Annotated in this window: 24 protein-coding genes; 3 read left to right on the top strand and 21 right to left on the bottom strand. The window is 55.2% G+C overall.

Annotated features, from left to right (window positions below; translation table 11 throughout):
* Positions 1 to 20: 20 nt before the first annotated feature.
* The 21 genes from glmS to rpmH all read right to left on the bottom strand — a co-directional run bounded on the left by glmS (position 21) and on the right by rpmH (position 20,593).
* The gene (gene glmS / locus GYN01_RS10285; protein WP_048402132.1) at positions 21 to 1,856 is read right to left on the bottom strand and encodes a glutamine--fructose-6-phosphate transaminase (isomerizing); all 1,836 of its coding nucleotides are present in this window, start codon (positions 1,854 to 1,856) and stop codon (positions 21 to 23) included.
* 9 nt (positions 1,857 to 1,865) lie between these two features.
* Entirely contained in the window at positions 1,866 to 2,633 is a 768-nt protein-coding gene (locus GYN01_RS10280) for a DeoR/GlpR family DNA-binding transcription regulator (protein WP_048402131.1), read from the bottom strand.
* A 266-nt stretch (positions 2,634 to 2,899) separates the two neighbouring features.
* Positions 2,900 to 4,267 (bottom strand): bifunctional UDP-N-acetylglucosamine diphosphorylase/glucosamine-1-phosphate N-acetyltransferase GlmU, encoded by a 1,368-nt coding sequence (gene glmU, locus GYN01_RS10275; protein WP_203306976.1) that lies wholly within the window; start codon positions 4,265 to 4,267, stop codon positions 2,900 to 2,902.
* A 115-nt stretch (positions 4,268 to 4,382) separates the two neighbouring features.
* On the bottom strand, positions 4,383 to 4,802 hold the full coding sequence (locus GYN01_RS10270) for a F0F1 ATP synthase subunit epsilon (RefSeq protein WP_420850406.1): 420 nt from the start codon (positions 4,800 to 4,802) through the stop codon (positions 4,383 to 4,385).
* A 53-nt stretch (positions 4,803 to 4,855) separates the two neighbouring features.
* A complete protein-coding gene (gene atpD, locus GYN01_RS10265) occupies positions 4,856 to 6,235 on the bottom strand; it encodes a F0F1 ATP synthase subunit beta (RefSeq protein ID WP_019828667.1) in 1,380 nt (459 codons plus the stop codon).
* Between the two features lie 27 nt (positions 6,236 to 6,262).
* Positions 6,263 to 7,123, bottom strand: a complete 861-nt coding sequence (gene atpG / locus GYN01_RS10260) for a F0F1 ATP synthase subunit gamma (protein ID WP_048363763.1) — start codon at positions 7,121 to 7,123, stop codon at positions 6,263 to 6,265.
* 50 nt (positions 7,124 to 7,173) lie between these two features.
* Positions 7,174 to 8,718 (bottom strand): F0F1 ATP synthase subunit alpha, encoded by a 1,545-nt coding sequence (atpA, locus tag GYN01_RS10255; protein WP_048363764.1) that lies wholly within the window; start codon positions 8,716 to 8,718, stop codon positions 7,174 to 7,176.
* A gap of 21 nt (positions 8,719 to 8,739) precedes the next feature.
* Entirely contained in the window at positions 8,740 to 9,276 is a 537-nt protein-coding gene (locus tag GYN01_RS10250; protein WP_048363765.1) for a F0F1 ATP synthase subunit delta, read from the bottom strand.
* 12 nt (positions 9,277 to 9,288) lie between these two features.
* The gene (locus tag GYN01_RS10245; RefSeq protein WP_047279006.1) at positions 9,289 to 9,759 is read right to left on the bottom strand and encodes a F0F1 ATP synthase subunit B; all 471 of its coding nucleotides are present in this window, start codon (positions 9,757 to 9,759) and stop codon (positions 9,289 to 9,291) included.
* Between the two features lie 57 nt (positions 9,760 to 9,816).
* Positions 9,817 to 10,074: a F0F1 ATP synthase subunit C gene (atpE, locus tag GYN01_RS10240; RefSeq protein ID WP_002555987.1), complete on the bottom strand. Its 258-nt coding sequence runs from the start codon at positions 10,072 to 10,074 to the stop codon at positions 9,817 to 9,819.
* Between the two features lie 120 nt (positions 10,075 to 10,194).
* Positions 10,195 to 11,064, bottom strand: coding sequence for a F0F1 ATP synthase subunit A (gene atpB / locus GYN01_RS10235; RefSeq protein ID WP_047279004.1), 870 nt, complete (start codon positions 11,062 to 11,064; stop codon positions 10,195 to 10,197).
* 16 nt (positions 11,065 to 11,080) lie between these two features.
* A complete protein-coding gene (locus GYN01_RS10230) occupies positions 11,081 to 11,488 on the bottom strand; it encodes a F0F1 ATP synthase subunit I (RefSeq protein WP_048363766.1) in 408 nt (135 codons plus the stop codon).
* 147 nt (positions 11,489 to 11,635) lie between these two features.
* Positions 11,636 to 12,508: a ParB/RepB/Spo0J family partition protein gene (locus GYN01_RS10225; RefSeq protein WP_048363767.1), complete on the bottom strand. Its 873-nt coding sequence runs from the start codon at positions 12,506 to 12,508 to the stop codon at positions 11,636 to 11,638.
* Between the two features lie 9 nt (positions 12,509 to 12,517).
* A complete protein-coding gene (locus GYN01_RS10220) occupies positions 12,518 to 13,309 on the bottom strand; it encodes a ParA family protein (RefSeq protein ID WP_048363768.1) in 792 nt (263 codons plus the stop codon).
* Positions 13,310 to 13,327: 18 nt separating this feature from the next.
* On the bottom strand, positions 13,328 to 13,972 hold the full coding sequence (gene rsmG / locus GYN01_RS10215; RefSeq protein ID WP_048402129.1) for a 16S rRNA (guanine(527)-N(7))-methyltransferase RsmG: 645 nt from the start codon (positions 13,970 to 13,972) through the stop codon (positions 13,328 to 13,330).
* On the bottom strand, positions 13,969 to 15,861 hold the full coding sequence (mnmG, locus tag GYN01_RS10210; RefSeq protein WP_048364273.1) for a tRNA uridine-5-carboxymethylaminomethyl(34) synthesis enzyme MnmG: 1,893 nt from the start codon (positions 15,859 to 15,861) through the stop codon (positions 13,969 to 13,971). Before mnmG ends, rsmG begins: the two co-directional genes overlap by 4 nt.
* 805 nt (positions 15,862 to 16,666) lie before the next feature.
* Positions 16,667 to 18,034, bottom strand: coding sequence for a tRNA uridine-5-carboxymethylaminomethyl(34) synthesis GTPase MnmE (gene mnmE, locus GYN01_RS10205; protein WP_048402127.1), 1,368 nt, complete (start codon positions 18,032 to 18,034; stop codon positions 16,667 to 16,669).
* Between the two features lie 80 nt (positions 18,035 to 18,114).
* Positions 18,115 to 19,800, bottom strand: coding sequence for a membrane protein insertase YidC (gene yidC / locus GYN01_RS10200; protein WP_203306975.1), 1,686 nt, complete (start codon positions 19,798 to 19,800; stop codon positions 18,115 to 18,117).
* Between the two features lie 2 nt (positions 19,801 to 19,802).
* Complete coding sequence (gene yidD, locus GYN01_RS10195) at positions 19,803 to 20,048, bottom strand: membrane protein insertion efficiency factor YidD (RefSeq protein ID WP_048402126.1); 246 nt, start codon at positions 20,046 to 20,048, stop codon at positions 19,803 to 19,805.
* Positions 20,041 to 20,442, bottom strand: a complete 402-nt coding sequence (gene rnpA / locus GYN01_RS10190; protein ID WP_203302153.1) for a ribonuclease P protein component — start codon at positions 20,440 to 20,442, stop codon at positions 20,041 to 20,043. Before rnpA ends, yidD begins: the two co-directional genes overlap by 8 nt.
* A 16-nt stretch (positions 20,443 to 20,458) precedes the next feature.
* On the bottom strand, positions 20,459 to 20,593 hold the full coding sequence (rpmH, locus tag GYN01_RS10185; protein WP_003213577.1) for a 50S ribosomal protein L34: 135 nt from the start codon (positions 20,591 to 20,593) through the stop codon (positions 20,459 to 20,461).
* 563 nt (positions 20,594 to 21,156) lie between these two features.
* On the opposite strand from rpmH, the gene dnaA reads away from it, so the two are divergent.
* From dnaA to recF, 3 genes are read left to right on the top strand one after another with little or no spacing between them, the layout of a single operon-like run.
* Complete coding sequence (gene dnaA, locus GYN01_RS10180) at positions 21,157 to 22,668, top strand: chromosomal replication initiator protein DnaA (RefSeq protein WP_203306974.1); 1,512 nt, start codon at positions 21,157 to 21,159, stop codon at positions 22,666 to 22,668.
* A gap of 38 nt (positions 22,669 to 22,706) precedes the next feature.
* Entirely contained in the window at positions 22,707 to 23,810 is a 1,104-nt protein-coding gene (gene dnaN / locus GYN01_RS10175) for a DNA polymerase III subunit beta (protein ID WP_048363774.1), read from the top strand.
* Between the two features lie 21 nt (positions 23,811 to 23,831).
* The gene (recF, locus tag GYN01_RS10170) at positions 23,832 to 24,935 is read left to right on the top strand and encodes a DNA replication/repair protein RecF (RefSeq protein WP_048363775.1); all 1,104 of its coding nucleotides are present in this window, start codon (positions 23,832 to 23,834) and stop codon (positions 24,933 to 24,935) included.
* Position 24,936 lies beyond the last annotated feature (1 nt).

The raw sequence follows: 24,936 nt of genomic DNA, 5'->3' as shown, positions 1-24,936 counted from the left end.
TTTTATCAATCCGGTGATGTTTATTCTACCGTCACGGACTTAGCCAGGTTACGCGGTTGGTCGACGTCGGTGCCTTTCAATACGGCCACGTAGTACGACAACAATTGCAGCGGCAGCGTGTAGAGGATGGGCGCCAATACATCGTGGATGTGCGGCATGTTGATCACATGCGTGCCTTCACCATTGGTCATGCCCGCTTGCTCATCTGCAAACACAATCAATTCACCGCCACGGGCGCGTACTTCTTGCAGGTTAGATTTCAGTTTTTCCAGCAGCTCGTTGTTGGGGGCCACCGTGACCACCGGCATGTCGCTGTCTACCAGCGCTAATGGACCGTGCTTCAACTCACCCGCCGGGTAGGCTTCGGCATGGATGTACGAAATTTCTTTGAGCTTAAGCGCGCCTTCCATCGCTACCGGGAACTGAGCACCACGGCCGAGGAACAAGGTGTGGTGTTTATCGGCGAACAATTGCGCGACTTTTTCAACCGTGGTGTCCATTGCCAGCGCTTCGCCCAAACGAGCTGGCAGACGACGCAACTCTTCAACCAACTGGGCTTCAACACCCGCTTGCAGGGTGCCACGCACCTGACCCAATGACAGGGTCAGCAGCAACAAACCGACCAATTGAGTGGTGAAGGCTTTGGTGGATGCCACACCAATTTCACGCCCTGCGTGGGTGAGCAAGGTCAGATCAGACTCACGTACCAGCGAACTGATGCCGACGTTACAAATAGCCAGGCTGCCAAGGAAACCCAGTTCTTTGGCGTTGCGCAATGCCGCCAGGGTGTCAGCCGTTTCACCGGACTGCGAGATCGAAACAAACAAGGTATCGGGCTGAACCACCACTTTGCGATAACGGAACTCGCTGGCAACTTCGACCTGACACGGAATGCCGGCCAACGATTCCAGCCAGTAACGCGCAACCATCCCCGCGTGGTAGCTCGTACCGCAGGCAACGATCTGAACATTGCGCACCTTGGCGAACAGTTCAGCCGCTTGTGGGCCGAAAGCCTGAACCAGCACATGGTCCTGCCCCAAACGATTTTCCAGAGTGCGTTGCACAACAGCCGGTTGCTCGTGAATTTCTTTGAGCATGTAGTGACGGTACTCGCCTTTGTCGGCTGCTTCAGCACCATCGCTGTATTGCACCGCTTCACGCTGCACGCTTTGGCCGGTCACATCCCAGATTTGCACGCTGTCACGATGGATTTCAGCAATGTCGCCTTCTTCCAGGTACATGAAGCGATCCGTCACTTGGCGCAGAGCCAATTGGTCGGAGGCAAGGAAGTTTTCGCCCAGACCCAGACCAATCACCAAAGGGCTACCGCTACGCGCTGCTACCAGACGATCCGGTTGTTTGGCGCTGATTACAGCCAAACCGTAGGCACCGTGCAATTCTTTGACGGTGGCTTTGAGCGCGGTCGTCAGGTCGTTGTTGTCTTTGAGCTTGTGGTTAAGCAGGTGAGCAATGACTTCAGTGTCGGTGTCCGAGGTGAACACATAGCCCAAGCCTTTAAGTTGTTCGCGCAGGGCTTCATGGTTTTCAATGATGCCGTTATGCACCACAGCCAGGTCCGAACCCGAGAAGTGCGGGTGCGCATTGCGCTCGCAAGGTGCACCGTGCGTGGCCCAACGCGTGTGGGCAATACCCAGCCGTCCGACCAGCGGTTCACCGGCCAGGGCTTGTTCCAACTCAGCGACTTTGCCATTTCGGCGCATGCGCTCCAGTGTGCCGTTGTTTGTAAAAACAGCCACACCGGCGCTGTCATAGCCGCGGTATTCAAGACGCTTCAGGCCTTCGAGCAGAATGGCCGTGATATTTCGTTCAGCGACTGCGCCAACAATTCCACACATAACGTTCTCCTAACTAAGTGCCGCGCATAACAAGGTTATGCCTCGGGCCTGAATCTGTTCGCGAGCGTCTTTGGGCAAGCGATCATCAGTAATAAGGGTATGGACGCTGCTCCAGGGCAGTTCCAGATTGGGTATTTTGCGGCCGATTTTGTCGGACTCGACCATGACAATGACTTCACGCGCGACTTCAGCCATGACCCGGCTCAGCCCCAGCAACTCATTAAAGGTGGTGGTACCGCGGTGCAGATCGATTCCGTCAGCGCCGATAAACAGTTGGTCGAAATCGTAAGAGCGCAGCACTTGCTCCGCCACTTGGCCCTGAAAAGATTCGGAATGCGGATCCCAGGTGCCACCCGTCATCAACAACACTGGCTCGTGCTCAAGTTCAGTGAGGGCATTGGCGACATGCAACGAGTTGGTCATGACCACCAGGCCAGGTTGCTGGCCTAACTGAGGAATCATCGCCGCGGTGGTACTGCCACTGTCGATGATGATGCGTGCGTGTTCTTTGATCAGTGCCACAGCAGCACGAGCGATGGCTTGCTTATAAGCAGACACCGGCTGAGTGGGGTCTATCACCAACTCTTGGGGCAAGGTAATAGCGCCGCCATAACGACGCAGCAGCAGGCCATTACTTTCGAGTGCTGCCAAGTCCTTGCGAATCGTAACCTCTGAAGTTTCGAAACGTTTGGCCAGTTCATCCACACTGACTTCACCTTGCTCACTGAGCAGGGCAAGAATGTTGTGTCTGCGTTGAGGCGTATTGCGCTTGGACATAACGACCTAAGTTTCGTTTCGAAAGATAACGAAAGCAATGAAACCCGATCTCGAAATTTTCGTCAACAAAAAACTCCATACACGGGGTTGTGCATAACTTCTCGTGCCAAGGATTTGCAGGGGGGTAAGCCCTGTTTTCGGGTTATTAAAAAGCCCTTATCCACAAGGCATGGATAAGGGCTTTAGCTAACATATTGATTTTTAACAAAAATGTAACAATCAAACTTACCCACAAACTGCTTTTTTAGCGTGTGGATAAAACCCTCTCAAGCCTTGGGTCGCTTAACGGGACGCTTCCAGCCTTCGATATTGCGCTGGCGTGCACGACCCACGGCAAGCTGTTCAGCGGGCACGTGCTGATTAATGGTCGAACCGGCAGCCGTCGTGGCGCCGTCAGAGATATCCACAGGTGCAACCAGTGAGTTGTTGGAACCAATGAATACATCTGCGCCCAACACTGTCGTCCACTTATTGGCGCCATCGTAGTTACAGGTAATGGTGCCGGCGCCGATATTGGTGCGCGCCCCCACTTCAGCATCGCCCAAGTAGGTCAGATGGCCACACTTGGCGTCTTCACCGAGGTGGGCATTTTTCAGCTCAACAAAGTTACCCACATGAGCACGGGCATCAAGCACGCTACCTGGGCGTAATCGGGCGAATGGGCCTGCATCGCTGCCCTCGCCCATGATGGCACCGTCCAGATGACTATTAGCTTTGACCACGACACCTTTGCGCAAGGTGCTGTCCTTAATCACGCAATTAGGACCAATCACCACGTCGTCTTCAATCACTACGCGACCTTCGAGGATCACGTTAATGTCGATCAGCACATCACGCCCGACGCTGACTTCGCCGCGCACATCAAAGCGCGCCGGATCGCGCAAGGTCACACCCAATGCCATCAGACGGCGGCCTTCACGCAACTGATAGTGACGTTCCAGTTCACTGAGTTGCTTGCGGTCGTTGGCGCCCTGTACTTCCATCGGGTCCAGCGCATGTTCGGTGGCCACGACCAAACCATCGTTCACCGCCATTGCGATCACGTCGGTCAGGTAATACTCGCCCTGTGCATTGTTGTTCGACAGGCGGCTCATCCAGTCCGCTAATCGATGGGCCGGCAACGCAAGAATCCCAGTATTGCCTTCAGAGATTGTGCGTTCAGCTTCGCTCGCATCCTTGTGCTCAACGATGGCACTGACCTTGCCGCTCGCATCACGAACGATACGGCCATAACCGGTCGGGTCTGGCAGGTTGACGGTCAGCAGGCCCAGTTGTTCAGGGCCGACTTGCTTAAGCAGGCGTTGCAGGGTCTCAACTTCGATCAACGGGACATCGCCGTACAGGATCAGCACGTTTTGTGCCGTTATAAACGGCAGTGCCTGAGCCACGGCGTGGCCGGTGCCCAACTGCTTGTCTTGCAGCACAAAATTCAAGTCTTCTGCGGCCAGACGTTCGCGTACTAATTCAGCCCCATGGCCGATCACTACGTGAATACCGGTTGGCTTGAGTTGGCGGGCGCTGTGGATAACATGGCCCAACATGGAATTGCCGGCCACCGGGTGCAATACCTTGGGCAAGGCCGAACGCATGCGTGTGCCCTGACCTGCGGCGAGAATGACGATATCGAGAGACATGACTGGCTACCAATCCTGGGTGGTCAGCGGCTGCGACCAAAAAGTATTTCGCGGAAAAAGAAAAAGGGTAGCCGAGGCTACCCTTTTTAATCAATCACACAATGAAGCAGGAGCCTTAGCCGCCGAACTTCTTGCGGATTTGCTGGACGGTGCGCAGCTGAGCTGCGGCCTCGGCCAGTCGTGCAGCAGCAGATCCGTAATCGAAATCTGCGCCTTTTTCGTTCAGGGCCTTCTCGGCAGCCTTAACGGCTTCCTGAGCGGAGGCTTCATCCAGGTCGGCAGCACGTTGCACGGTATCGGCAAGTACCTTAACCATGTTCGGCTGAACCTCGAGGTAACCGCCGGAGATGTAAAACACCTCGGCTTCCCCACCCTGTTTGATCAGGCGGATCGGACCTGGCTTGAGTTCAGTGATCAGCGGAGCGTGACCCAGAGCGATACCAAGATCACCCAGGCTGCCGTGCGCAATCACCATCTCAACCAGACCGGAAAAGATTTCTCCTTCCGCGCTGACGATATCGCAATGGACTGTCATATTAGCCATCTGATTGCCTCAACCTGATTAGCGCCCGTTACCGGGCGCCCGAATTACAGTTTCTTGGCTTTCTCGATCGCTTCTTCGATGCCGCCGACCATGTAGAACGCTTGTTCTGGCAGGTGGTCGTAGTCACCGTTGAGGATGCCTTTGAAGCCAGCAATGGTGTCTTTCAGGGAAACGTATTTACCCGAAGCGCCAGTGAAGACTTCAGCCACGAAGAACGGCTGAGACAAGAAACGCTGGATCTTACGAGCGCGAGATACCAACTGCTTGTCGGTTTCCGACAGCTCGTCCATACCCAGGATCGCAATGATGTCCTTCAGTTCTTTGTAACGCTGCAACACGTACTGAACGCCGCGAGCGGTGTCGTAGTGTTCCTGGCCGATTACGTTCGGGTCCAGCTGGCGCGAAGTCGAATCCAGTGGATCTACCGCTGGGTAGATACCCAGGGAAGCGATGTCACGGGACAGAACGACAGTGGCGTCCAAGTGGGCAAACGTGGTCGCAGGCGACGGGTCAGTCAAGTCATCCGCAGGTACGTATACCGCTTGGATCGAAGTGATCGAACCGTTTTTGGTCGAAGTGATGCGCTCTTGCAGAGTACCCATCTCTTCAGCCAGAGTCGGCTGGTAACCTACTGCCGAAGGCATACGGCCCAGCAGTGCGGATACTTCAGTACCGGCCAAGGTGTAACGGTAGATGTTGTCAACGAACAACAGTACGTCGTTACCTTCGTCACGGAACTTCTCGGCCATGGTCAGGCCAGTCAGTGCAACGCGCAGACGGTTACCCGGCGGCTCGTTCATCTGACCGTAAACCAGTGCCACTTTGTCCAGTACGCTGGAATCCTTCATCTCGTGGTAGAAGTCGTTACCCTCACGGGTACGCTCGCCCACACCAGCAAACACAGAGTAACCGCTGTGTTCCATGGCGATGTTACGGATCAGTTCCATCATGTTTACGGTTTTGCCTACACCGGCACCACCGAACAGACCCACCTTACCGCCTTTTGCAAACGGGCAGATCAGGTCGATAACCTTGATGCCTGTTTCCAGCAGGTCGTTGCCGCCAGCTTGCTCAGCGAAGGACGGTGCAGGACGGTGAATGCCCCAACGCTCTTCGGTGTCAATCGGGCCAGCTTCGTCGATCGGGTTGCCCAGAACGTCCATGATCCGGCCCAGAGTCGCTTTACCGACTGGAACGGAGATGGCTGCGCCAGTGTCGGTGACTTCCAGACCGCGCTTCAAGCCCTCGGTGGAACCCATCGCAATGGTACGAACCACGCCGTCGCCCAGCTGCTGCTGAACTTCCAGAGTGGTTCCGGCCGCGCTTTGTACTTTCAGCGCGTTGTAGATGCTCGGTACGTTTTCGCGTGGGAATTCCACGTCGATCACGGCGCCGATGATTTGAACGATACGTCCGCTACTCATAGCTGGATCCTCTGAATATTTGAACCGTTAAACCGCGGCAGCGCCGCCGACGATTTCCGAGATCTCTTGGGTGATCGCAGCCTGACGCGCCTTGTTGTAGATCAGCTGCAAATCGCTGATCAAATCACCGGCGTTATCAGTGGCGTTCTTCATTGCGATCATCCGCGCAGCTTGTTCAGCTGCACTGTTCTCGACCACCGCCTGGTACACCTGCGACTCCACGTAACGCACCATCAAGCCATCAAGCAGCTCTTTGGCATCTGGCTCGTAGAGATAGTCCCAGTGGTGCTTGAGTTCTTGATCCGGGGTCGCCACCAGTGGAATCAGTTGTTCCACAGTAGGCTGTTGCGTCATGGTGTTGATGAACTTGTTGGATACCACAGAAAGGCGATCAATACGGCCTTCCAGGTAAGCATCCAGCATCACCTTAACGCTGCCGATCAAGTCATTGATCGACGGTTCTTCACCCAGATGGCTGATTGCAGCAACGACGTTACCGCCAAAGTTGCGGAAAAAAGCCGCACCTTTGCTGCCGACCACGCACAGATCAATCTCGACGCCGTTTTCGCGGTTTACCGCCATGTCCTTGACCAAAGCCTTGAACAGGTTGGTATTCAAACCACCGCACAAACCACGGTCACTGCTCACAACCACATAACCCACACGCTTGACAGCACGGTCGATCATGAATGGGTGGCGGTATTCCGGGTTGGCGTTGGCCAAATGCCCAATAACCTGGCGGATGCGCTCCGCATAAGGACGGCTAGCAGCCATGCGCATTTGTGCCTTGCGCATTTTGCTGACCGCCACTTTTTCCATGGCGCTGGTAATTTTTTGCGTGCTTTTGATGCTCGCAATCTTACTGCGAATCTCTTTTGCGCCTGCCATGTAACACCTATCAGGTTAGCAAGCGGGAGCCTTGCGGCTCCCGCTGCGGCTTACCAGGTTTGGGTGGCCTTGAACTTCTCGATACCGGCTTTGATGCCAGCATCGATGTCGTCATTGAAGTCACCTTTAACGTTGATCTTCGCCATCAATTCGGCGTGATCGCGGTTGAAGTAAGCAATCAGCGCTTGTTCAAAGCTACCGACCTTGGTGATTTCGACGTCAGTCAGGAACCCACGCTCAGCGGCATACAGCGACAGCGCCATGTCAGCGATCGACATTGGTGCGTATTGCTTCTGCTTCATCAGCTCGGTAACGCGCTGACCATGCTCAAGTTGCTTGCGGGTCGCTTCGTCCAGGTCAGAAGCGAACTGGGCGAATGCCGCCAGTTCACGGTACTGAGCCAGAGCGGTACGGATACCACCGGACAGCTTCTTGATGATCTTGGTCTGAGCGGCACCACCCACACGGGATACCGAAACACCGGCGTTCACAGCAGGACGGATCCCGGAGTTGAACATGGCCGATTCCAGGAAGATCTGACCGTCAGTGATGGAAATCACGTTGGTCGGAACGAACGCAGAAACGTCGCCAGCCTGGGTTTCGATGATCGGCAGTGCGGTCAGGGAACCGGTTTTGCCGGTCACTGCGCCGTTGGTGAACTTCTCTACGTACTCTTCGGAAACGCGGGATGCGCGCTCCAACAGACGGGAGTGGAGATAGAACACGTCGCCTGGGTAAGCTTCACGGCCTGGTGGACGGCGCAGCAGCAGGGAAATCTGGCGGTAAGCCACTGCTTGCTTGGACAGATCGTCATAAACGATCAGCGCGTCTTCACCGCGGTCGCGGAAGTATTCGCCCATGGTGCAACCGGAGTACGGTGCCAGGAACTGCAGCGCTGCGGATTCGGATGCACTGGCAGCTACGACGATGGTGTTAGCCAGCGCGCCGTTTTCTTCCAGCTTGCGAACCACGTTGGCGATGGTCGATTGCTTCTGACCGATCGCTACGTATACACAGAAAATGCCGCTGTCTTTCTGGTTGATGATCGCGTCGATCGCCAGAGCGGTTTTACCGATCTGACGGTCACCGATGATCAGCTCACGCTGGCCACGGCCGACAGGGATCATGGCATCGACAGCCTTGTAGCCAGTCTGTACAGGCTGGTCTACCGACTTACGCCAGATCACGCCTGGAGCAACTTTCTCGACTGCATCAGTCTCGGTGTTGTTCAGCGGACCTTTGCCGTCAACGGGGTTACCCAGTGCGTCGACAACGCGACCCAGCAGTTCCTTACCAACAGGAACTTCCAGGATACGGCCGGTGCACTTGGCGCTCATGCCTTCAGCCAGAGTCGTGTAAGCGCCCAAAACTACGGCACCTACAGAGTCTTGCTCAAGGTTAAGCGCCATACCGAAGACGCTGCCCGGAAACTCGATCATTTCGCCGTACATTACGTCGGCCAGACCGTGAATCCGCACAATGCCGTCAGATACGCTGACGACAGTGCCTTCGTTGCGGGCTTGAGAGGTCACATCGAGTTTTTCGATGCGGCCCTTGATAATTTCACTTATTTCGGAAGGATTGAGTTGCTGCATTGCTCTGCTGCCCCTTCAAACTCAAGATTTCAATGCTTCGGCAAGGTTTGCGAGTTTCCCGCGAACCGAGCCATCGATAACCAGGTCGCCGGCGCGGATGATGACACCACCTATCAGGCTGGCATCCTCCGCAACTTGCAGGCGCACTTCCCGGTTGAGTCGTGCACTGAGAACCTTGGCGAGTTTGTCTTGCTGTTCTTGGTTCAATGCAAAAGCACTGGTCACTTCAACGTCTACCGATTTCTCTTGTTCGGCCTTGTACAGGTCAAACAGAGCGGCGATCTCCGGCAATAGCGGGAGACGGTCGTTTTCGGCAACGACATTGATGAAGTTCTGTGCTTCTACAGTGAACTTGTCACCGCACACATCAATAAATGTGGCGGCCTTTTCTGCGCTCGTCAGTCGCGGGGCCTTGAGCACGCGCTGCATAGTGTCGTCTTGCGACACTGCTGCAGCCAGGCCGAGCATGGCTGACCAAGAGGCCAGTTGCTGGTGGGCCTGGGCGTGCTCGAAGGCTGCCTTAGCGTAAGGTCGGGCCAACGTGGTCAATTCTGCCATGATCGCCCTCGCTTAAATTTCAGCAGCCAGTTTATTAACCAGCTCCGCGTGCGCGTTTTGATCGATTGTGGCACCCAGGATCTTCTCTGCGCCTTCAACAGCCAAGCCACCCAATTGGGTACGCAGGGCGTCTTTGACGCTGTTCAGTTCCTGTTCGATCTCGGCCTGAGCCTGAGCCTTCACACGGTCAGCTTCAACGCGAGCCTGTTCACGGGCTTCGTCTACGATCTGAGTACCGCGTTTCTTGGCTTGCTCAATGATTTCAGCTGCTTGAGCCTTAGCTTCGCGCAGTTGTTGACCCGCTTTATCTTGGGCCAACTCCAGGTCGCGAGCTGCTCGGTTAGCAGCGTCCAGTCCAGCCGCAATCTTCTTCTGACGTTCTTGCAATGCCGCGATGACCGGAGGCCACACGAACTTCATGCAAAACAGTACAAAAATGAAGAACGCAACGGACTGGCCAATCAGGGTTGCATTAATGTTCACGCCAACACCTCGCTCGTTCGTTGTCCATCACTCTAATCAACTCGACAATTCGAGTGATTAGCCAGCGAGTTGACCAACGAAGGGATTAGCGAAGGTGAAGAACAGTGCGATACCAACACCGATCATGGTTACGGCGTCGAGCAGACCGGCAACGATGAACATTTTAACTTGCAGCATTGGAACCATTTCTGGTTGACGCGCTGCGCCTTCCAGGAATTTGCCGCCCAACAGGCCGAAACCAATTGCGGTACCCAGTGCGCCCAGGCCGATCAACAGTGCAACAGCGATAGCGGTTAGACCAACTACAGTTTCCATCTTTCCTCCCGACTTTTACGTCGTATGGTTTAGGTTTTTAGATTAAAGCGGTAAAACAAAATCATTTTGCGACGCCCTCCCACCGAAGCAGGAGGGGCACCAGACTCGCCGAAGCGGGCCTTAGTGGTTCTCTTCGTGCGCCATCGACAAGTAGACGATGGTCAACATCATGAAGATGAACGCTTGCAAGGTGATGATCAGGATGTGGAATACAGCCCACGCCCATTGCAGCACCACGCCCAGACCGCTAAGCCAAAGCAGGCCGCTGCCGAACATTACGGCGATCAGGATAAATACCAGTTCGCCAGCGTACATGTTGCCGAACAGACGCAGTGCCAGCGAGATTGGCTTGGCAATCAACGTCACGAATTCGAGCAGGAAGTTAACCGGAATCAGCAGCGCTTGAACGAAGATGTTCTTGCTGCCAAACGGGTGCAGGGTCAATTCGCCGATGAAGCCGCCGATGCCCTTGATTTTGATGCTGTAGAAGATGATCAGCGCAAATACCGACAGGGCCATGCCCAGGGTAGCGTTAGGATCAGTCGTCGGTACGGCACGGAACGGGAAGTGTTCATCGCCAGTGATCAGAATGGCCAACTGAGGAATCCAGTCAACCGGGATCAAGTCGATGGCGTTCATCAGGAACACCCAGACGAAAATCGTCAGCGCCAGTGGAGCAATAACTGCGCTGCGGCCGTGGAAACTGTCTTTGACGCTGCCATCAACGAATTCCACCAGCACTTCAACGAAGTTCTGCAATGCGCCTGGTTGACCCGAAGTTGCCTTCTTGGCCGCCATGCGGAAAACGAGGATAAAGATCAGGCCGACAAACAGCGACCAGCCGAGTGTATCGACGTGGAATGCCCAAAAGCCCATTTCTTTAGCTTCTGCAACGGTGTGAGCAAAGCCCCAGCCGCCATCAGGTAGCTGCCCGAAGGTCAGGTTCTGTAAGTGGTGCTGGATATAGCCCGAAGCGGTTGTTTCTGCCATGGTTGCCTCAAACGCCCTAAGGTCTCGAAAGTGTTGTTCTCATTAGCAGGGGAGCGAACCAACTGACCAGTTGGGTCAGCACGAAGACGCCAAATACTGCTAATGGCGCCAATGGCTTCACACCTGCAAACGTCAGCGCGAACAGCACTGCCGTCAAAATTAATTTGCCTGCCTCGCCAGCGTAAAACGACCGGACGATGGCTTGCGCTGCTCGGGCGCCGGAAAACCGGAAAGCCCTGTGAGCAAAGTACACATTGGGTAGCAAAGCAATCAGGCCTCCGCAAAGTCCTGAATAACCGGCGACGACTCCATGCCATTGCCAGAGCCCCAGAGCAGCCAGCAATACAACGACAAATTGAGCCAGTAAAACCGGAAAAACCGCCAAGCGATGGAACGGCAAGCGGTTTGGCGTGCGTGTTTCCATCACATCTGCTCCTCAAAGGTCGGCTGCCAAAAGTGAAAACTTGGCATAATTTGTGCCGACAAAATGCGCGCAGAGTATAGGGGCGCTTAATTCCCTATTCAACTGTCAGGTAGTGATTTCCGACTGCGCGCTACACGAGGAATTGTTTCAGCGGATGTGTGCAAGCACACCCTGAAGCTCATCCAGAGAATTGTAACCAATTACTAATTGGCCTTTTCCCTTCTTTCCGTGGCGGATTTGCACCGCAGAGCCTAGTCGTTCGGCCAGTCTTTGTTCGAGACGCGTGATATCCGGATCGGGTTTAACCGGTTCAACTGGGTCTTGTTTGCCGCTCAACCACTGGCGAACCAAGGCTTCGGTCTGACGCACGGTCAGCCCTCGTGCGACAACGTGTCGCGCCCCTTCAACCTGCTGGTTTTCCGGCAAACCCAGCAAAGCCCGCGCGTGACCCATTTCCAGGTCGCCGTGGGAAAGCATGGTTTTGATCACTTCCGGCAACGAAATCAATCGCAACAGGTTAGCCACAGACACCCGGGACTTGCCCACGGCGTCAGCCACTTGCTGTTGGGTCAGCTGGAACTCTTGCTGCAAACGCTGCAAGGCAATGGCTTCTTCAATCGGATTGAGGTCTTCGCGCTGAATGTTTTCGATCAGCGCCATTGCGATAGCGGTTTCGTCCGGTACATCGCGCACCATCGCCGGGATGGTGTCTTTGCCAGCTTGCTGGCTCGCGCGCCAGCGGCGTTCACCGGCGATGATTTCAAAGCGCTCGCCTGCAATGGGGCGTACCACGATGGGCTGCATCACACCTTGGGACTTGATGGAGTTAGCAAGCTCTTCAAGGGCTTGCGGGTCCATATCGCGGCGCGGCTGGTATTTGCCACGCTGGATCAGGTCCAGGGGCAAATGTTGCAGTTCGCTTTGATCAACCTTGACCGCTTGCTCCTCCAGCGAGCTGACCGTAGGGCCACTCAGGAGTGCATCCAGTCCGCGTCCGAGACCTCGTTTCTTGACGGCCATGGGATTTCCTTAAGTTGGCTGAACGGTGCGGGAGCTGCGACGTTGACGACGAACCAACTCGCCCGCGAGGGCCAGGTAAGCAATCGCGCCACGGGAATTTTTGTCATACGCCAGCGCCGGCATGCCATAGCTGGGCGCTTCGGCCAAACGGATGTTGCGTGGAATCACCGTGTCGTAAAGCTGCCCGCCAAAGTGCTCCTTGAGCTGCGCCGAAACGTCATTCATCAGGCTCAACCGCGGATCGTACATGGTCCGCAACAGGCCTTCGATCTTCAGGTTCGGGTTGAGCAGCTCAGCAATGCGTTTGATGTTATCCACAAGGTCACTCAACCCTTCCAGTGCAAAGTATTCGCACTGCATGGGGATGATGACGCCATCGGCGGCAACCAGCGCGTTCAAAGTCAGCATCGACAGTGAGGGCGGGCAATCGATCAGGATGTAATCGTAGCTCTCGCGAACCGGCGCCAGCGCTGTGCGCAGACGGCTTTCTTTCATCTGCATTTCAAGCAGCACGACTTCCGCTGCCGTGAGATCACGGTTAGCCGGCAGCAGCTGATAACCACCGTGTTCGGAGTAGTGCATGGCCTGGGCCAGGTCGCATTCTCCGATCAACAGGTCGTACACCGAGTTCTCGAGCGCGTGTTTATCCACACCGCTACCCATGGTGGCGTTGCCTTGTGGATCGAGGTCGATCAGCAGCACCCGACGCTTGGTGGCGACCAGCGATGCTGCGAGGTTGATACAGGTGGTGGTCTTACCCACACCACCCTTTTGGTTCGCTATTGCGAATACCTTAGCCATTCTTGCGTGCGTTCCCAATCATGCCGTGCGGCGCAGTATCAGCAGATGGCGTTGGCCTTGGCAACCCGGAACGGTCAAGGCGTGTTCGCTATCGAGACGAAAATCAGTCGGCAATGCTACCAGCTCATCAGCAGGATGAACGCCCTTCATTGCCAACCAGCGCGTTTGGCTGTCGCCCAAGTGGCGCGTCCAGTTGGAGAAGTTCTCCATGCTGCTGAAGGCTCTGGACACAATTCCGTTAAACGGCAACGCCGGTTGATATTCCTCAACGCGGCTGTGGATAACTTGCAAGTTGTCCAGTTTGAGTTCGAGTTTAACCTGGGTCAGAAAACGGGTTTTTTTACCGTTACTGTCCAGACAGGTCACTTGCGACTCAGGAAACAGGATCGCCAGAGGGATGCCGGGCATGCCGCCACCACTGCCGACATCCAGCCAGCGGCCATTTTCGATAAATGGCATGACGCTGAGACTGTCGAGCAAATGACGCGACACCATTTCGTCCGGGTTACGCACAGCCGTAAGGTTGTAAGCCTTGTTCCATTTAATCAACAGGGCCAGATAAGCCAGCAATTGCTGGTGCTGGATGTCGGTCAATTCGACGCCCAGTTGACGTGCACCTGTGGATAACTCTTCGGCGTGTTGTGCAGTGACCAGCGAACTCAAGCGTTTTGCTCCAACGTGCGGCCTGCGCCGCGTTTTTTCAGATGAATCATCAACAGGGAAATGGCCGCCGGCGTGACGCCGGGGATCCGCGATGCCTGGCCCAGGGTCTCGGGGCGAGTTGCGCCCAGCTTGCTCTGGATCTCTTTCGACAGCCCGGAAATGACCGTGTAATCGATATCCACAGGCAGTTTGGTATTTTCGCTTGCCCGCAAACGGGCAATTTCGTCCTGCTGACGATCGATATAACCCGCATATTTGGTCTTGATTTCAACCTGCTCGGCGACCAACGGGTCTTCAGCGCCTTGCCCGGTCACTTCAACCAGACCGGCGTAGTCGATTTCGGGGCGGGTCAACAAATTCAGCAAATTGTACTCATGGGTCAAGGGCGTACCGAATTTGGCAGCAATTGCATCGCCTTGTTCCGTACCCGGTCGCACCCATGTGCTTTTCAATCGTTGTTCTTCCAGCGCAATACTTTCGCGCTTGGTGCAGAAGGCCGCCCAACGCGCGTCATCGACCAATCCGAGTTCACGACCTTTTTCGGTCAGACGCATATCGGCGTTGTCTTCACGAAGGATCAGCCGGTACTCGGCGCGGGAGGTGAACATCCGATACGGTTCTTGAGTACCCAGAGTAATCAAATCGTCGACCAACACCCCGATGTAGGCTTCATCGCGACGCGGGCACCAGCTCTCTTTGCCTTGTGAAAGCAAAGCCGCATTGGCGCCGGCCAGCAAACCTTGGGCACCCGCTTCTTCGTAACCGGTGGTGCCGTTGATTTGCCCGGCAAAGAACAAACCGCCAATGACTTTGGTTTCGAGGCTGTACTTCAGATCTCGCGGATCGAAGTAGTCGTACTCGATGGCATAACCAGGACGCACGATATGGGCGTTTTCCATACCGCGAATCGATTGCACGATCTGGATTTGCACATCGAACGGCAGTGAAGTTGAAATCCCGTTCGGGTACAGCTCATGCGTGGTCAGGCCTTCCGGTTCGATAAAGACCTGATGGCTTTCTTTGTCTGCAAAGCGATGAATCTTGTCTTCAATCGATGGGCAGTAGCGTGGGCCAATTCCTTCAATCACGCCCGAATACATCGGCGAGCGGTCCAGGTTGGCGGCAATGATTTCGTGGGTGCGTGCGTTGGTATGGGTGATCCAGCAACTGACTTGCGCCGGGTGCTGTTCTTTGTTGCCCATGAACGACATGACAGGAATCGGGGTATCGCCAGGCTGCTCGGTCATCACCGAGAAATCCACCGAGCGACCGTCGATCCGCGGTGGCGTGCCGGTTTTCAAGCGACCTACTCGCAGCGGTAGTTCACGCAGGCGCTGGGCCAAGGCGATCGAAGGTGGATCACCGGCCCGGCCGCCCGAGTAGTTCTGCATACCGATGTGGATAAGTCCACCGAGGAACGTGCCTGTGGTCAAAACCACGGCATCGGCCATGAAACGCAGGCCCATTTGGGTCACGACGCCTCGCACTTGATCCTGTTCGACGATCAGGTCATCAGCGGCTTGTTGAAATATCCACAGGTTGGGCTGGTTTTCCAGAATTTCACGCACAGCTGCCTTGTAGAGGATGCGGTCAGCCTGTGCACGGGTTGCGCGTACGGCGGGGCCTTTACGGCCATTAAGTACACGGAACTGAATACCGCCTTTATCGGTGGCTATCGCCATCGCGCCGCCAAGGGCGTCGATTTCTTTAACCAGATGGCTTTTACCAATCCCGCCAATCGCAGGATTGCAGCTCATTTGCCCGAGGGTTTCCACGTTGTGGGTCAACAGCAGGGTTTTTACGCCCATACGTGCTGAAGCAAGTGCAGCCTCGGTTCCGGCGTGACCGCCACCGATGACGATCACTGCAAAACGGGAAGGGAAATTCACCACGCACCTCGTGCCTGTTACTAGGGGTTTTTTAGAGAGACCGCAAAGTATAGGGACTTCGCCCTTCTTAAAGAACCCTTTGCACAAAATTTAACCAGCTGTGGATAAGGGCAAGATAGATAAATAAATAGAGAAGAAATTTATAAAGCTTTGTTTTTATGTTTATTTCTACTGAGGCACATTTCTGTGGATAGATTGCTACAGGCCATATTTCGCGTACTGTACAGAGATTCAAAAGCCTGTGGTCATGTGCCAATGAGGGGCGTGAATAAGTGCTTTAAGCCTGTGGGTAAAACAGGTGCTTATCCACAGGGGTAGTTATCTTCAGTTTTCAGGCCTACTTACCCACTGATCTGAAGGCCAGTTATGCACAGGGCTTATTCCACAGAAAAAGACTGCACCGGCCAATAAACAGACAGGCGAAAGCCGCCTGAATGAAGGATTCATCAAGCGTTTAGTCGATCAGGAGGGAATTAAGGCGATGAATGGCAGGCCCGCATGCCGTCGGTGAAGATTCAGATTGAGGTCAAACCATCGGGCTGATGATGGACATTTACTCCAGAGATGCACTGATCTGCCCCTGTTGCAGGGGAATCAAGAACTGGCCGCAAGCTTCGCGGCGGCATCAATGGCGTATGGAACGAGTCACTCAGTAGGCACGTGGGTAACGGTAGCAAGATGATTGATATCTGTAGCCGCTGATGCGATACAAGGCTGCGATGGGTTGCGAAGCAGCACCGGCAATCTGAAGCCCTTCGGTCCTTTTCGCAGCCTCGCTACGCCTCTCAGCGGCTACAGTGCGTCGTTACTTACCGATACAGAAGCTCGAGAAAATCCGGCCCAGCAAATCATCGGAACTGAAGGCCCCGGTAATTTCGCCCAGTGAATGCTGTGCCTGGCGTAAATCTTCAGCCAACAACTCTCCAGCGCCCGCGAGGGTCAATTGCGCGCGACCGTGTTCAAGCGCCGCACTGGCATGACTCAAGGCCTCCAGATGGCGACGACGTGCGCTGAAGCTGCTCTCAGAGGTCTGTTCATAGCCCATGCAGGCTTTGAGGTGCTCACGCAGCAAGTCCAGGCCTGCGGTGGAGCGGGCGCTCAGGCTGATCGTGACATGGCCATCTGCGCTGACCTCCAGCGCTATATTTTCGCCGCTCAAGTCGGCCTTGTTACGGATCAAGGTTACTTTCGCAGGGTCAGGACGCTGCTCCAGAAATTCTGGCCACAGAGCAAACGGGTCTTCTGCTTCCGGTGCCGTTGCATCCACCACCAACAGCACACGGTCAGCTTCACCAATGGCCTTGAGCGCCCGTTGCACACCGATTTTCTCGACATGATCGTCGGTATCACGCAAGCCCGCCGTGTCGACCACATGCAACGGCATGCCATCGATGTGGATATGTTCGCGCAACACGTCGCGAGTGGTGCCTGCGATTTCAGTCACGATCGCCGCTTCACGTCCGGCCAACGCGTTGAGCAGGCTCGACTTGCCTGCATTTGGGCGCCCCGCAATAACCACCGTCATGCCATCGCGTAGCAAGGCACCTTGCCCCGCTTCGCGCTGAACGGTGGATAACTCTTCACGCACCTTGTCGAGCATGCCCAGCACATGGCCATCTGCTAAAAAGTCGATTTCTTCTTCCGGGAAATCAATCGCTGCTTCGACATAGATGCGTAAACCGATCAGTTGCTCGGTCAAGTTATGCACACGCTGTGAGAAAGCGCCCTGCAAGGAACGTAATGCGTTGCGCGCAGCCTGTGCAGAACTTGCTTCGATCAAGTCGGCAATGGCTTCAGCTTGAGCCAGATCGAGCTTGTCATTCAAAAATGCGCGTTCGCTGAATTCTCCCGGACGCGCCAGGCGGCAACCCAACTGGATGCAGCGCTGCAACAACATATCCAGCACGATCGGGCCGCCGTGGCCTTGGAGTTCCAGTACGTCTTCGCCAGTAAACGAGTGGGGGCCGGGGAAATAAAGTGCGATGCCTTCGTCCAGCACCTCACGGTTTTCTCCGTAAAAAGGGCCGTAATGGGCGTAGCGCGGTTTCAACTCACGCTCACAAAACGCTTGGGCCGCAGCCCGGGCGAGTGGCCCGGAAACACGTACGATCCCCACACCACCTCGGCCTTGGGCGGTTGCTACTGCGGCAATGGTTTGTGCCGGAACACTCATAAAACAGGCCTCAAAACAAAAGTGACGGATAGCAAAACGCCCCACTAGGGGGCGTTTTGAGTGGTGCGCATCAGAGTAAGTTATTCAGCTGCTTTTTTGGTAGCGGCTTCAACTTTACGCGTGATGTACCACTGCTGCGCGATGGACAGGCAGTTGTTCACAACCCAGTACAGCACCAGACCAGCCGGGAACCACAGGAAGAAGAAGGTGAAGATGATTGGCATCAGCTTCATCACCTTGGCCTGCATCGGGTCCGGCGGAGTCGGGTTCAGACGCTGCTGGATGAACATGGTTGCGCCCATGATGATCGGCAGAATGAAGAACGGGTCTTTGATCGACAGGTCGGTAATCCAGAGCATGAACGGCGCTTGGCGCATTTCAACACTTTCCAGAAGTACCCAGTACAAGGACAGGAAGACTGGCATCTGCACCAGAATCGGCAAGCAGCCGCCCAGTGGATTGATCTTCTCTTTCTTGTACAGCTCCATCATCGCTTGCGACATTTTCTGACGGTCATCACCGAACTGCTCTTTCAGAGCGGCCAGTTTTGGCGCCACAGCGCGCATGCGAGCCATCGATTTGTAGCTGGCAGCCGACAGCGGGAAGAAGATCCCTTTGATCAGCATGGTCAGGAAGATGATCGACCAGCCCCAGTTACCCACGATGCTGTGGATATGTTGCAGCAGCCAGAAAATAGGCTGGGCAATGAACCACAGAATGCCGTAGTCGACAGTCAGTTCCAGACCTGGGGATAACTCTTTGAGTACGCCCTGGCTTTTTGGTCCTGCATACAACGTGGCGCTGGTTTCAGCGGTTTTGCCCGGCTCAACGGTCAACGTTGGGCCAGTGAAACCGATGATGTAGTTGCCTTGGTTGTCTTTGCGGGTCTGAACGACGTTGTTATCGCCTTTCTGTGGGATCCACGCGGTCACAAAGTAGTGTTGCAACCAGGCAACCCAGCCACCTTGAACGCTTTCTTTCAGCTGGCCTTTGTCGATATCTTTCATCGACACTTTTTTGTACGGCTCTGCACTTGTCCACAGGGCGGCGCCCAGGTAAGTCGCAGTACCGGTGGCGGTGCTGGAAGAAGGATCGGAGCTGGCATCACGTTTCAATTGCGCGAACAGGTTGCCGTTCCACGGCTTGCCGCTCTCGTTATCAATCAAATAAGTGACTTGTACATCGTAAAGGCCACGCTTGAGCGTGAAGCGCTTGATGTAATTGACGCCGTTTTCGCTGAATTTGAGATCAACAACCATTTGATCCTGGCCTGGAGCCAGTTCATAAGTCTTTTTCTCAGCGCTGAAAACAGGGCGACCCGACGAACGTGCATCCGGACCGTCTACGCCGGTCAGGCCACTTTGTGCCAAATAGGTGCGTTCGTTGCCGTTATCGAACAACTGAAACGGAACATCCGGGTGATCCTGGCGACGCGGGTAGAGCGGCAGACGCAACTGGGCGATGTCACCACCCTGTGGATCGATTGCAATATCCAGAACGTCGGTTTTTACATGAATCAGGTCTTTGCTGGCAGCAACCGGTGTTTCGGTCACGGTGCTGGTATCAGCAGAGGCGCTAGGGACATCAGCACTGTTGGAAGCGTTGTTACCTGGAACCGTGTCGGGCAAAGCCGGCGCGGTCGTACTGCTGGCGGCAACATTCTGAGTCGGCAGAGCAGCTTGACCGTAGTCCTGGTTCCATTTGAGAACCATAACGTAGGACACGACTGCCAGGGCGACGATCAGGATCGTGCGTTTAATATCCATGATTACTCGGCCATCGAAGAAGAACGGGAGGTAGGGATAGGTGGAACCGGGTCATAACCACCGGGATTCCACGGGTGACAGCGACCTAAACGACGAAAGGTCAGCCAGCCGCCGCGAAGAACGCCATGATTTTCGATGGCTTCCAACGCGTAGCAGGAACAACTGGGGTAGAAACGGCAGTGGCTGGCCATCAAAGGACTAATGGCATAGCGATAAAACTGGATCGGAACGAGTGCCAGTTTACGCATCAGGACTGCCTACCCCTACAGTTTCGGTTTTAACCGCTGGAACTGGCGTGTTACGTGCCAGACGCTTCCAGAGTTTGCCGAAATGCTGAATCAATTCGGGGTTCTCTACGTCACCCAAACCTTTGCGCGCGACGATTACGATATCCCAACCAACCAGTAAATCCTGGTGGAGACGAAACGATTCACGCATCAAACGCTTAAGGCGGTTGCGCTCAACGGAGAGCTTTACGCTCTTTTTACCGATCACTAACCCCAGGCGGGGGTGATCCAGATCGTTGTTGCGCGCAAGGAGCAGGAGATTTTTCCCCGGTACCTTGCCGGTGGGGGAGTCAAAGACTGCCTTGAAATGTCGGGGAGTGAGTAACCGCTTTTCCCGACTGAAGTCCTGACTCACCACCATTGTCTGATTATCAAACTGCCAGACGCGCACGGCCTTTGGCGCGGCGACGCGACAGGACGGCACGGCCGTTTTTAGTAGCCATGCGTGCACGGAAACCGTGAGTGCGGGCGCGTTTGATAGTGCTTGGTTGGAAAGTACGTTTCATGTCGTGCTACCTGGTTCGTCCACAACGGGCCGGAATGGCCCCCGTTTTAAGAGACCGGCGATTCTAGAGAATGCAAGCCAATAGGTCAATTTCCAACCAGCCTTTCCTGGTAAATAGATGTCGAGGGTTTTACGCAAACCTTTTGCCTGCCAACTATAGAAATAAAAAAACGAAGTATTTAAAGCTCTTTTAAAGAACTTACTACTCTTATAGAGGCCACCTTCTGTGGATAACTCGCGCTAGGCCATATAAAACAAGGTGTATAGAGAATTGAAAGGTTGTCCACAAGCCGTGCTTTGCCTGTGCCACTCCTTCGGAAAAGCTGTGCATGAAAGGGCTACTTATCCACAGGCGACTTATGCACAGCGTTTCACCCCCACTTGTGCAATGGGCTTAGGCCCGCTTATCCACAGAGCTTACGCACCGACCATTTGTCGCTTTTTTTAGGGATAAAAACCGAATATCTCCTTATAGACAGGCAACCTACATGTGGATAAGTGGGCGAGTGACCGCTACAATGGCGCCTGTTTTTGCCTCACCGGCTTTCAACTTAGGGGATATCCGTGTCAGTGGAACTTTGGCAGCAGTGCGTAGAGCTTTTGCGCGATGAGCTGCCTGCCCAGCAATTCAACACTTGGATCCGTCCACTACAGGTCGAAGCCGAAGGCGACGAGTTGCGCGTGTATGCACCCAACCGCTTTGTCCTCGACTGGGTGAATGAGAAGTACCTGAGCCGTTTACTTGAGCTATTGAATGAGCACAGCAATGGCATGGCGCCAGCGTTGTCCTTATTAATAGGCAGCAAACGCAGCTCGGCACCTCGTGCAGCGCTCAATGCACCGCTGGCGGCCGCCGCCTCGCAACAGGCGCCAGCGCCTGCTCCGAGTGCACCTGCCAATACCGTCAGTGCGCCAGCTCCGGCGGCTAAACAGGCTGCGCAAGCGAGCGAAGAACCGTCGCGTGCCAGCTTCGACCCGATGGCTGGCGCCAGTTCGCAACAGGCCCCGGTCCGGGCTGAGCAACGTACCGTTCAAGTCGAAGGCGCGCTCAAGCACACCAGTTACCTGAACCGCACCTTTACCTTCGAAAACTTCGTTGAGGGCAAGTCCAACCAACTGGCCCGCGCTGCGGCGTGGCAGGTGGCGGATAACCCCAAACATGGTTACAACCCGCTGTTCCTGTATGGCGGCGTTGGCTTGGGTAAAACGCACTTGATGCATGCGGTGGGTAACCACCTGCTGAAAAAGAACCCGAATGCCAAGGTGGTTTACCTGCATTCGGAGCGTTTTGTTGCTGACATGGTTAAAGCCCTTCAGCTCAATGCGATCAACGAGTTCAAGCGCTTCTACCGTTCGGTCGATGCCTTGCTTATCGATGACATTCAGTTCTTTGCCCGCAAGGAGCGGTCCCAGGAAGAGTTTTTCCACACCTTCAACGCCCTGCTTGAAGGCGGTCAGCAAGTGATTCTGACCAGCGACCGTTACCCTAAAGAGATCGAAGGCCTTGAAGAACGCCTCAAATCCCGTTTCGGTTGGGGGCTGACCGTTGCCGTCGAGCCGCCAGAACTTGAAACCCGTGTCGCAATCCTGATGAAAAAGGCCGACCAGGCCAAAGTCGATTTGCCGCACGACGCTGCCTTCTTTATTGCCCAACGCATCCGTTCAAACGTGCGGGAGCTTGAAGGCGCACTCAAGCGAGTCATTGCTCACTCGCACTTCATGGGCCGCGACATCACCATTGAGTTGATTCGCGAATCCCTGAAAGACTTGCTGGCGCTGCAAGACAAACTGGTGTCTGTGGATAACATTCAGCGCACGGTCGCTGAGTACTACAAGATCAAAATTTCAGACCTGCTGTCCAAGCGCCGTTCGCGCTCGGTAGCGCGACCACGTCAGGTCGCCATGGCACTGTCCAAAGAACTGACCAACCACAGCTTGCCGGAAATCGGCGACGTGTTTGGCGGTCGTGACCACACCACGGTCTTGCACGCATGCCGCAAGATCAACGAACTCAAGGAATCCGACGCGGACATCCGCGAGGACTACAAGAACCTGCTGCGTACACTGACCACCTGATGACACCAGCGCAGCTTATTAAGGCAAGGGACTAGACCATGCATTTCACCATTCAACGCGAAGCCCTGTTGAAACCCCTGCAACTGGTCGCAGGCGTCGTTGAACGCCGCCAGACCTTGCCGGTATTGTCCAACGTGCTGTTGGTTGTCGAAGGCCAGCAATTGTCGCTGACCGGTACCGACCTTGAAGTCGAACTGGTCGGCCGCGTTCAGCTAGAAGACATCGCCGAGCCTGGCGAAATCACCGTACCTGCGCGCAAGCTGATGGATATCTGCAAAAGCCTGCCGAACGATGCGCTGATCGATATCAAGCTGGACGATCAAAAACTGGTTGTTAAAGCCGGTCGTAGCCGATTCACCCTGTCTACGTTGCCCGCCAACGATTTCCCGACGGTTGAAGAAGGCCCGGGCTCGCTAACCTGCAACTTGCAGCAAAGCAAACTTCGCCGCCTGATCGAGCGCACCAGCTTCGCAATGGCGCAGCAGGATGTGCGTTATTACCTCAACGGCATGCTCCTGGAAGTGTCAGCTGGCATCATCCGCGCTGTTGCCACCGACGGTCACCGTCTGGCGATGTGCTCGATGAAAGCCGATATTGGCCAGCCAGACCGCCATCAGGTCATCGTGCCGCGTAAGGGCATCCTTGAGTTGGCACGCCTACTGACCGAGCCGGACGGTGAAGTCAGCATCGTATTGGGCGCGCACCACATCCGTGCCACCACGGGCGAGTTCACGTTCACCTCCAAGTTGGTGGACGGCAAGTTCCCTGACTACGAGCGCGTGCTCCCTAAAGGTGGTGACAAAACCGTGATCGGTGATCGTCAGGCGTTGCGCGAAGCCTTTAGCCGTACGGCGATCCTGTCCAACGAAAAGTACCGCGGTATTCGCCTGCAACTGGCTAATGGTCAATTGAAAATCCAGGCCAACAACCCGGAACAGGAAGAAGCGGAAGAAGAAGTGGGCGTTGACTACAACGGTGGCTCGCTCGAAATCGGCTTCAACGTGAGCTACCTGCTGGACGTGCTGGGCGTGATGACCACTGAACAAGTGCGTCTGATCCTTTCCGACTCTAACAGCAGTGCACTGGTGCAAGAGTCGGACAACGACGACTCGGCCTACGTTGTTATGCCGATGCGCCTGTAACTTATGCACAGCCTGCGCTAGATGTCCCTCAGTCGTGTCACAGTCACCGCGGTGCGTAACCTGCACCCGGTGACCTTCTCTCCCTCCCCCCGCATTAATATCCTGTACGGCGATAACGGCAGCGGAAAAACCAGCGTGCTGGAAGCCATCCACCTGTTGGGTTTGGCGCGTTCGTTTCGCAGTGTGCGACTCAATCCTGTGATTCAGCATGAACAACAGGCTTGCACCGTGTTCGGTCAGGTCGAGTTGGCAGAAGGCGGACACAGTGCGTTGGGTATTTCGAGGGACCGTCAAGGCGAGTTTCAAATCCGTATCGACGGCCAGAATGCGCGCAGTGCCGCGCAATTGGCCGAGATACTGCCACTGCAACTGATCAACCCAGACAGCTTCCGTCTATTGGAAGGTGCCCCAAAGATCCGTAGGCAGTTTCTTGACTGGGGGGTGTTCCACGTCGAGCCACGCTTCATGTCGACCTGGCAGCGGCTACAGAAGGCCCTGCGGCAGCGGAACTCATGGCTGCGGCATGGTACACTCGACGCCGTTTCACAAGCGGCCTGGGACCGGGAACTGTGCCTGGCCAGTGCTGAAATTGATGAATACCGCCGCGCCTATATCAAAGCCTTGAAACCAGTCTTTGAGCAGACCCTGAGCGAATTGCTTGAGCTCGAAGGGTTAACGCTGAGCTATTACCGTGGTTGGGACAAAGACCGAGAGCTGAGCGCTGTGCTCGCCGCGTCCGTCCACCGGGACCAGCAAATGGGACACACCCAGGCTGGGCCACAACGTGCTGATTTACGCCTCAAGCTGGGCGCACACAACGCCGCAGAGATTCTGTCGCGCGGCCAGCAGAAGTTAGTGGTGTGTGCGTTGCGCATTGCCCAGGGGCATTTGGTCAGTCAGGCACGACGTGGCCAATGTATTTATCTGGTGGATGACCTGCCGTCCGAATTGGACGAGCAGCATCGCCAAGCACTGTGTCGCTTGTTGGAAGACTTACGCTGCCAGGTGTTTATCACCTGTGTAGATCACGAATTATTGAGGGAAGGCTGGCAGACGGAAACGCCAGTTGCGCTGTTCCACGTGGAACAGGGCTGTATCACCCAGACCCACGACCATCGGGAGTGAA

The sequence above is a fragment of the Pseudomonas weihenstephanensis genome, assembly GCF_016812185.1.
In the GTDB taxonomy this organism is placed as follows: Bacteria; Pseudomonadota; Gammaproteobacteria; order Pseudomonadales; family Pseudomonadaceae; genus Aquipseudomonas; species Aquipseudomonas weihenstephanensis.
The sequence above is the reverse complement of the archived record's forward strand: the minus strand, read 5'-3'. Positions and strand labels throughout refer to the sequence as shown.

Coding starts and splice junctions, on each gene's coding strand:
- yidC (WP_203306975.1), bottom strand. CDS start 19,800: ATGGATATTAAACGCACGATCCTGATCGTCGCCCTGGCAGTCGTGTCC.
- recF (WP_048363775.1), top strand. CDS start 23,832: ATGTCCCTCAGTCGTGTCACAGTCACCGCGGTGCGTAACCTGCACCCG.
- atpE (WP_002555987.1), bottom strand. CDS start 10,074: ATGGAAACTGTAGTTGGTCTAACCGCTATCGCTGTTGCACTGTTGATC.
- GYN01_RS10280 (WP_048402131.1), bottom strand. CDS start 2,633: ATGTCCAAGCGCAATACGCCTCAACGCAGACACAACATTCTTGCCCTG.
- GYN01_RS10225 (WP_048363767.1), bottom strand. CDS start 12,508: ATGGCCGTCAAGAAACGAGGTCTCGGACGCGGACTGGATGCACTCCTG.
- mnmE (WP_048402127.1), bottom strand. CDS start 18,034: ATGAGTGTTCCGGCACAAACCATTGCCGCAGTAGCAACCGCCCAAGGC.
- GYN01_RS10230 (WP_048363766.1), bottom strand. CDS start 11,488: ATGGAAACACGCACGCCAAACCGCTTGCCGTTCCATCGCTTGGCGGTT.
- atpB (WP_047279004.1), bottom strand. CDS start 11,064: ATGGCAGAAACAACCGCTTCGGGCTATATCCAGCACCACTTACAGAAC.
- GYN01_RS10270 (WP_420850406.1), bottom strand. CDS start 4,802: ATGACAGTCCATTGCGATATCGTCAGCGCGGAAGGAGAAATCTTTTCC.
- GYN01_RS10220 (WP_048363768.1), bottom strand. CDS start 13,309: ATGGCTAAGGTATTCGCAATAGCGAACCAAAAGGGTGGTGTGGGTAAG.
- atpG (WP_048363763.1), bottom strand. CDS start 7,123: ATGGCAGGCGCAAAAGAGATTCGCAGTAAGATTGCGAGCATCAAAAGC.
- dnaN (WP_048363774.1), top strand. CDS start 22,707: ATGCATTTCACCATTCAACGCGAAGCCCTGTTGAAACCCCTGCAACTG.
- yidD (WP_048402126.1), bottom strand. CDS start 20,048: ATGCGTAAACTGGCACTCGTTCCGATCCAGTTTTATCGCTATGCCATT.
- glmU (WP_203306976.1), bottom strand. CDS start 4,267: ATGTCTCTCGATATCGTCATTCTCGCCGCAGGTCAGGGCACACGCATG.
- atpA (WP_048363764.1), bottom strand. CDS start 8,718: ATGCAGCAACTCAATCCTTCCGAAATAAGTGAAATTATCAAGGGCCGC.
- GYN01_RS10250 (WP_048363765.1), bottom strand. CDS start 9,276: ATGGCAGAATTGACCACGTTGGCCCGACCTTACGCTAAGGCAGCCTTC.
- atpD (WP_019828667.1), bottom strand. CDS start 6,235: ATGAGTAGCGGACGTATCGTTCAAATCATCGGCGCCGTGATCGACGTG.
- glmS (WP_048402132.1), bottom strand. CDS start 1,856: ATGTGTGGAATTGTTGGCGCAGTCGCTGAACGAAATATCACGGCCATT.
- rpmH (WP_003213577.1), bottom strand. CDS start 20,593: ATGAAACGTACTTTCCAACCAAGCACTATCAAACGCGCCCGCACTCAC.